The following is a 7,902-nucleotide window of genomic DNA, read 5'->3' on the forward strand; positions in this document are numbered from 1 at the left end:
CGGTCAACCCACGCGGGCCAGCGGCAGCAGGGGGCCGTACCGCTCGGCCAGAAACGCCTCGCCACGTTCCAACACGAAGTAGCGAAACGCTTCGGCCGCCGGCGACAGCAGCTTGGCCAGCGTGTGCACCACGTGCCACGCCCGCACGATTGGCGTGCCTTCCACGTCCAGGCGCGCGATGCGGCCATGCTCCAGTTCCAATTTCAGTGTGTGCAGCGACAGCAGCGCCAGCCCCATGCCGGCCATCACCGCCTGCTTGATAGCCTCGTTGCTGGGCAGCGTCATGGCGATACGTGGCTCTTCGTGTTGGCGCTCGAAAAAGTGCTGGAACAGGGCGCGCGTGCCCGAACCGTGCTCGCGCACGATGAAGCCGTAGGGCAGCAGGGACGCCACCGTCGGATGGCCGATGCGCAGCAGCGGGTGGTCGGTGGGCGCGACGAAGACGTGTGGATGGGCGCCAAAAGGCTCGGCGCGCACGTTTAGCTCGGTGGGTGGACGGCCCATGATGGCGATGTCGAGTTCGGCATTGCGCAGCATCTGCACCAACTGCTCGCGGTTGCCCAGCACCAGGCGTACGTCCAGCCCGGGGTGTTCGCGCGTAAATTCGGCCAGCAGCGCCGGCACGAAGTACTGCGCCGTGCCCAGCATGCCGATGGTCAGTGTCCCGGTCTCCAGCCGCTGCAGCCGTGCCGCCACATCCTCCGCGTCTTTCAACGTCGCCAGCACCTTGCGCGCATACACCAGCATGTATTCGCCGGCGGTGGTCAGCGCCACGCGCCGGCCCTGGCGTTCGAACAGGGGCAGGCCCACGTGTCCTTCGAGCTCTTTGATTTGCATCGTCACCGCGGGCGGCGTCAGGTGCAGCGACTCGGCTGCACGGGCAAAGTTCAAGTGGCGCGCCACTTCGACGAAGACGCGCAGCTGGCGGAAGGTGGCGTTGCGGACTGACATTCAGTAATCAATGAATCGATGTTGAAGCAATCGTGAATTTACCTTATGTCAGCGGATTTTTATAGTTGCTGCATGTGCCCGCCGATGCGGGTGTTGAAAGGATGACCGCCGATGTTGTCTGCCTTGATTTTCGATGTCGATGGCACGCTCGCCGATACCGAGCTGGTCCATCTAGAGGCGTTCAACGCGGCCTTTGCGCAGGAAGGGCTGGACTGGGTGTGGGACGTGCCTCTGTATACGCAGCTGCTGGAGGTCTCCGGTGGGCGCGAGCGCATCCATCACTACTGGCGCAGCGTCAACGCCGAGGTGCAGGACATCGACGGCACCGCGCTGCATGCCTGGATTGCCCACCTGCACGAACTCAAGACTGCCCACTATGAGGAACGTGTGCGCAGCGGTGCGGTGCGGCTGCGCCCAGGGGTGCTGGAGCTGATCGAGGCCGCGCGCGGTGCAGGCTTGCGGCTGGCCATCGCCACCACCACGTCGCCGGTGAACATCGCCGCGCTGTTGCGCGCTGCGATGGGGCCGGACTGGCAACTGGCCTTCGAGGTCATCGAGGACGCCTCCACCGCGCCGCTGAAGAAGCCGCATCCCCAAGTCTATCTACAGACGTTGCAGCGGCTGGGCTTGCCCGCGGCGCAGGCACTGGCGTTCGAGGATTCCTCCAATGGGCTGCGGGCTGCCCGCGCGGCCGGTCTGCCCACGGTGGTCACGCCCAATGCCTTTACCGCGCACCACGATTTCACCGGCGCGCTGCGCATACTGCCTTCGCTGCAGGGCGTCACGCCCGACGACCTGCGCGCATGGCACGCCAGTGCGTGCGCCCATGCCCAGTAATCTTCCCTCAACCCAGAGTGTCCAAGTCCGAACCATGCCTCTGAGCCAACGCACCACCCTGACCCAGTTCCTGATCGAGCAGCGTCGCCGCTTTCCCAGCGCCAGTGGCGACTTCAACGCCCTGATCCTGGATGTGGCGCTGGCCTGCAAGGCCATTGCCCGCAGTGTCGCCCTGGGCGCGCTGGGCGGCGTGCTCGGTGCCCAAGCCGGCTCCTTCAACGTGCAGGGCGAGGAACAGAAAAAGCTCGACGTACTCAGCAACGAGCTGTTTGTCCAGGCCAACGAATGGGGCGGTCATCTGGCCGGCATGGCATCCGAGGAAATGGACGAGCCGCGGCAGATTCCGGCCCACTTCCCGCGCGGCAAGTACCTGTTGGTGTTCGACCCGCTGGACGGCTCCAGCAACATCGACGTCAACGTGTCGGTGGGCAGCATCTTCTCCATCCTGCGCGCGCCGCAGGATGTCATCGACAGCGGGCGGGATGTGACGGCGCAGGACTTTCTGCAGCCGGGCTGCCAGCAGTTGGCAGCAGGCTACGCGCTCTACGGGCCGTCGACGATGCTGGTGCTGACGGTGGGCACCGGCGTGCACGGCTTCACGCTCGATCCGAACCTGGGCGAGTTTTTCCTGTCGCACCCGGACATCCGCGTGCCCGAGGACACGCAGGAGTTTGCGATCAACGCCTCCAACAGCCGGTTCTGGGAGCCGCCGGTCAAGCGCTACGTGGACGAGTGCCTGGCGGGCAAGACCGGTCCGCGCGGCAAGGACTTCAACATGCGCTGGATCGCTTCGATGGTGGCCGAAGCCCACCGCATCCTGATGCGCGGCGGCGTCTTCCTGTACCCGCGCGACACCAAGGATCCGACCAAGCCGGGACGGCTGCGCCTACTGTACGAGGCCAATCCGGTGGGCTTTTTGATGGAACAGGCCGGTGGCCGTGCCAGCACCGGACGCGAGCCGATTCTTCAGGTGCAGCCCACTGGGTTGCACCAGCGCATCGGGTTGGTTTTCGGCTCGAAAAACGAGGTCGAGCGCATCGAACGCTATCACCGTGAGCCGGCACCGCTGCGCGACGACAACCCCCTGTTTGCCGAGCGTTCACTGTTTCGCGACTGAACCCGTGGCGTGCGGCGGACGGGAGCGGACGGCGCCGCAGCCGCTGCTGCGCCGCCGGTGTTTTCGCCGCCCCGCTGCCCCCCGTGCCTGACCAACCGTTTCTTGCGTAGCGATTTCAGGAGGTTTTGACCATGTCCGAAAAACACCCCATCATCGCCATCACGGGGTCCTCAGGAGCCGGGACGTCCACCGTCACCCGCACGTTTGCCAACATTTTCCGGCGTGAGGGCGTCAAGGCGGCCATCATCGAGGGCGACAGCTTTCACCGCTACGACCGCAAGGAAATGCGGCAGCGCATGGCCGAGGAGGAGGCGCGCGGCAACCACCACTTCAGCCACTTCGGCCCCGAAGCCAATCTGTTCGAGGAGCTGGAGGCGCTGTTTCGCACCTACGCCGAAACCGGGCGCGGACGCTGTCGCAAGTATTTGCACAACGAGGAAGAGGCCGCACCCTATGGGCAGGAGCCAGGGACGTTCACGCCGTGGGAGGACTTGCCGCCCGACACCGACATGCTGTTCTACGAGGGTTTGCACGGCGCGGTGGTGACCGACAAGGTCAACGTCGCGCAGTACCCCGACCTGCTCATCGGCGTGGCACCCTCGATCAACCTGGAGTGGATCCAGAAGCTGATCCGCGACAAGACCCAGCGCCGCTACAGTCAGGAAGCCGTGGTTGATACCATTTTGCGGCGCATGCCCGATTACGTGAACTACATCTGTCCGCAGTTTTCGGTGACGCACGTCAATTTCCAGCGCGTGCCGGTGGTCGACACCTCCAACCCCTTCATCGCACGCGACATTCCCACCGCCGACGAAAGCGTCTGTGTGATCCGCTTCGCCAAGCCAAAGGGGATAGACTTTCCGTATCTGCTGAGCATGATCGACGGCTCCTGGATGAGCCGTGCCAACACCATCGTCGTGCCCGGTGGCAAGATGGAGCTGGCTATGCAGCTGATCTTCACGCCATTCATCTGGCGCATGATGGAGCGGCGCAAGCGCGCGCTGGGTCTGGCGTAAGGCAACGCCCCCCGTTAACGCCCCCCGTTTCTTTTGAGAGAGACTAAACGATGAATTTACCCGATCTAACCCCCGCGCCGTTGGCGCGGCCGATCGCGCGCCGCATGGCCAACGCCATCCGTGCGCTGGCCATGGACGCCGTGCAACAGGCCAACAGCGGCCACCCGGGTGCCCCGATGGGCATGGCCGAGATGGCTGTGGCCCTGTGGGGGCGGCACCTGCGGCACAACCCGGCCAACCCGGCTTGGCCCGACCGTGACCGCTTCGTGTTGTCCAACGGGCATGCGTCGATGCTGCTGTATGCGCTACTGCACCTGACGGGCTACGACCTGCCAATGCAGGAGCTGCAGCGCTTTCGGCAGCTGCACAGCCGCACCCCCGGTCACCCCGAGGTCGGCATCACGCCGGGGGTGGAGACCACCACCGGTCCGCTGGGGCAGGGGCTGGCCAATGCGGTGGGCATGGCGCTGGCGGAGAAGCTGCTGGCGGCGGAGTTCAACCGCGAGGGGCACACGGTCGTCGACCACCACACCTACGTATTTCTGGGTGATGGCTGCCTGATGGAGGGCATCAGCCACGAGGTGTGCTCGCTGGCCGGCACGCTGCGGCTGAGCAAGCTCATTGCACTGTACGACGACAACGGCATCTCCATCGATGGACACGTCGAGGGCTGGTTTGCCGACGATACCCCCAGCCGCTTCGAAGCCTACGGCTGGCACGTGATCCGCGGTGTGGACGGGCACGACGTGGCGGCCGTGGATGCGGCGCTGACGCTGGCGCGTGCCCAGGCGTCCCGGCCCGATGGCAAGCCCACGCTGATTTGCTGCCGCACTGTGATCGGACAGGGGGCCCCTAACAAGGCCGGAACGCACGACGTGCACGGCGCGCCGCTGGGAGCCGCCGAGATTGCCGCCGCCCGCACGGCGCTCGACTGGCCGTATGCGCCGTTTGAGATTCCCGACGATGTGCGCGCTGCATGGGACGCGCGCGCGCGCGGCGCGCAGGCCGAGGCCGCCTGGCGCCAGCGCTGGGACGCCTACGCCGCCGCCTACCCGCGCGAGGCGGCTGAATTGCAGCGCCGCTGGGCGGGTGAGCTGCCCGCCGATTGGTCGGAAAAAGTGGCGGCTTGGGTGGCCGAGGTGGCGCAGCAGCGCGATCCTGTTGCCACGCGCAAGGCCAGCCAACAGGCTCTGGACCGGCTGGCCACGGTGCTGCCTGAATTGCTGGGTGGCAGCGCCGACCTGACAGCCTCCAACCTCACCAACTTCAAGGGCTGCACCACCGTCGGCCGTGACCGCTGGGGCAACCACATCAGCTACGGCGTGCGCGAATTCGGCATGACCGCCATCATGAACGGGGTGGCGCTGCATGGTGGCCACATCCCCTATGGCGGCACGTTCCTGACCTTCAGCGACTACAGCCGCAACGCGGTGCGCATGTCCGCGCTGATGAAGCAGCGCGTCATCCACGTCTTCACGCACGACTCTATCGGCCTGGGCGAGGACGGCCCCACGCATCAGCCGATCGAACACGTGCCCAGCCTGCGCCTGATTCCGAACCTGGACGTCTGGCGGCCAGCGGACGCGCTGGAGACGCTGGTGGCCTGGACGCAGGCCGTGCAGCGGCGCGATGGCCCAACGGCGCTGTGTCTGTCGCGCCAGAACCTACCCGCCGTTGCCCAGGCCGATCAGGCCGACGCCATCGCACGTGGTGGCTATATCCTGCGCGATGCGTCCCAGCCGCGCGTGGTGCTGGCCGCCACCGGCTCCGAAGTGGCCATCGCCCTGCAGGCCCAACAACGCCTGGCTGAGCTGGGTATCGCAGCGCGGGTGGTCTCGCTGCCCAGCACCACGGTGTTCGACCGGCAGGCCGCCGACTGGCGCGATCACGTAATGCCACCCGCGCTGCCGGTGGTGGCCGTGGAGGCCGCCCACCCGGACTTCTGGCACAAGTATGTCGACCGGCGTGGTCGCATTATCGGTATCAACTGCTTCGGCGAATCGGCTCCCGGGCCGGCGCTGTACACCCACTTCGGCCTGGTGGCCGAGCGCGTCGCCGACGCCGCGCGGGAGTGCCTGTCGTGACGACGTCACACGCCTCGCTGCCCTTCGACCTGTGGCTGTTCGATCTGGACGGCACGCTGGTCGAGACCGCGCCCGAAATCGCCGATGCGGTCAACGACACGCTGGCCGAGCTGGGCCTGGCTCCAGTGACACTGCGGGCGGTGCGCGACTGGATCGGCCACGGCACGCGCGAGTTGCTGATTCAGGCGTTGGCTGACCGCACCGGTCGCGCGGCCGACGACGTGCGCGCCGACCCGGCGTTCGCCGCACAGGAGGCGGTGTTTGCGCGCCACTACGAGGCGCGCTGCGGCACGCGCAGCCACCCCTATCCACACGTGGTGCCCACGCTGCAGGCGCTGCGCGCCGCAGGCGCGCGCCTGGTGGTGCTGACCAACAAGGAAGGCCGCTACACCGATCGCGTGCTCGATGCACACGGTCTGCGCGGCTACTTCGACCGCGTCATCAGCGGCGACACGCTGCCGGTCAAAAAGCCACAGCCACTCGGTGTTGAGGATAGCTTGCTGCGTTTTGGCATCGCGCGCGAGCGCTGCGTGCTGGTGGGCGACTCCTCCATCGACGTCGAGACTGCGCGGCGCGCACGCATCAGCGTGTGGTGTGTGCCCTATGGCTACAACATGGGGCAGCCGATCGCTGCCGCCCAACCCGACCGCATCGTGCCCGACTTCAGGGCGCTGTTGGCGACAGCCCACCCGACCGAGGCCGCTGCAGTGCCGGTGGCCCACTGAGGAGCACGGCGGCGGACCAGACTTCGCTATCGTTTTTTGCATCACTGACAACCCCGAGGAGAATCCGACATGACCCTGCGCATCGGCATCAACGGTTTTGGTCGCATTGGCCGCATGGTGTTTCGTGCCGCCGTGCGCCACTTTGGCGGCGACGTCACCATCGTGGGCATCAACGACCTGCTTGACCCCGCCTATCTGGCGTACATGCTGCGGTTCGACAGCGTGCATGGGCGCTTTGACGGCGAGGTGGCGGTGGAGGGCAACACGCTGGTGGTCAACGGCCAGCGTATCCGGCTGACAGCCGAGCGCGACCCGGCCAACCTGCGCTGGGGCGATATCGGTGCCGACGTCGTGATCGAGTCCACCGGCATCTTCCTGGACCACGACGGCGCGGCCAAGCACCTGCAGGCCGGCGCCAAGCGCGTCATCATGAGCGCGCCCAGCAAGGACGACACGCCGATGTTCGTCTACGGCGTCAACCACACCGCGTACGCGGGCGAAGCCATCATCAGCAACGCCTCGTGCACCACCAACTGCCTGGCGCCGCTGGCCAAAGTCGTGCACGACCGCTGGGGCATCAAACGCGGCCTGATGACCACCGTGCACGCCGCCACCGCCACCCAAAAGACGGTGGACAGCCCCAGCTCGAAGGACTGGCGCGGCGGCCGCGGCATCTTGGAGAACATCATCCCCAGCAGCACGGGGGCGGCCAAGGCGGTGGGCAAGGTGATCCCGGCGCTGAACAAAAAGCTCACCGGCATGGCGTTTCGTGTGCCCACCAGCGACGTGTCGGTCGTGGATCTGACCTGCGAGCTGGACAATCCGGCCAGCTACGCCGACATCTGCGCCGAGATGCGCGCGATGAGCCAGCGCCCGGTCAGCGAAGGAGGTCTTCAGGGTGTGCTCGGCTACACCGAGGATGCGGTGGTGTCTACCGACTTCCGCGGTGAGGCGTGCACCAGTGTCTTCGACGTCGGAGCTGGCATTGCGCTGGACCCGACGTTCGTCAAGCTGGTGGCCTGGTACGACAACGAGTGGGGCTACAGCAACAAGTGCCTGGAGATGGCACGCGTGGTGGGGCGGTCGCTGTAAGAGGGGCGCACCATGGCAACGTTTTTGCGCTTCTCCGACCTGTGTGCTGCCGGCCAGGTGTCTGGCCGCCGCGTCTTCAT

At 66.4% G+C, this 7,902-nt stretch carries 7 protein-coding genes; 6 read left to right on the forward strand and 1 reads right to left on the reverse strand.

The window, feature by feature from the left end; translation table 11 throughout:
* Window positions 1-3: 3 nt before the first annotated feature.
* Window positions 4-951: a LysR family transcriptional regulator gene (locus tag V7Z54_RS09035; protein WP_334135988.1), complete on the reverse strand. Its 948-nt coding sequence runs from the start codon at window positions 949-951 to the stop codon at window positions 4-6.
* A 114-nt stretch (window positions 952-1,065) separates the two neighbouring features.
* On the opposite strand from V7Z54_RS09035, the gene V7Z54_RS09040 reads away from it, so the two are divergent.
* From V7Z54_RS09040 to gap, 6 genes are all read left to right on the forward strand, one after another.
* Window positions 1,066-1,788, forward strand: a complete 723-nt coding sequence (locus V7Z54_RS09040; protein ID WP_443082466.1) for an HAD-IA family hydrolase — start codon at window positions 1,066-1,068, stop codon at window positions 1,786-1,788.
* Between the two features lie 34 nt (window positions 1,789-1,822).
* Window positions 1,823-2,905 (forward strand): class 1 fructose-bisphosphatase, encoded by a 1,083-nt coding sequence (locus V7Z54_RS09045; protein WP_334135992.1) that lies wholly within the window; start codon window positions 1,823-1,825, stop codon window positions 2,903-2,905.
* A 131-nt stretch (window positions 2,906-3,036) separates the two neighbouring features.
* Complete coding sequence (locus tag V7Z54_RS09050; protein ID WP_334135993.1) at window positions 3,037-3,921, forward strand: phosphoribulokinase; 885 nt, start codon at window positions 3,037-3,039, stop codon at window positions 3,919-3,921.
* Window positions 3,922-3,971: 50 nt separating this feature from the next.
* Window positions 3,972-6,005: a transketolase gene (gene tkt, locus V7Z54_RS09055; RefSeq protein WP_443082465.1), complete on the forward strand. Its 2,034-nt coding sequence runs from the start codon at window positions 3,972-3,974 to the stop codon at window positions 6,003-6,005.
* Complete coding sequence (locus V7Z54_RS09060; RefSeq protein WP_334135994.1) at window positions 6,002-6,730, forward strand: HAD-IA family hydrolase; 729 nt, start codon at window positions 6,002-6,004, stop codon at window positions 6,728-6,730. Before tkt ends, V7Z54_RS09060 begins: the two co-directional genes overlap by 4 nt.
* A 69-nt stretch (window positions 6,731-6,799) precedes the next feature.
* Complete coding sequence (gene gap, locus V7Z54_RS09065; RefSeq protein WP_334135996.1) at window positions 6,800-7,822, forward strand: type I glyceraldehyde-3-phosphate dehydrogenase; 1,023 nt, start codon at window positions 6,800-6,802, stop codon at window positions 7,820-7,822.
* Window positions 7,823-7,902 lie beyond the last annotated feature (80 nt).

The organism is Tepidimonas sp., from assembly GCF_036824975.1.
Taxonomy (GTDB): domain Bacteria; phylum Pseudomonadota; class Gammaproteobacteria; order Burkholderiales; family Burkholderiaceae_C; genus Tepidimonas.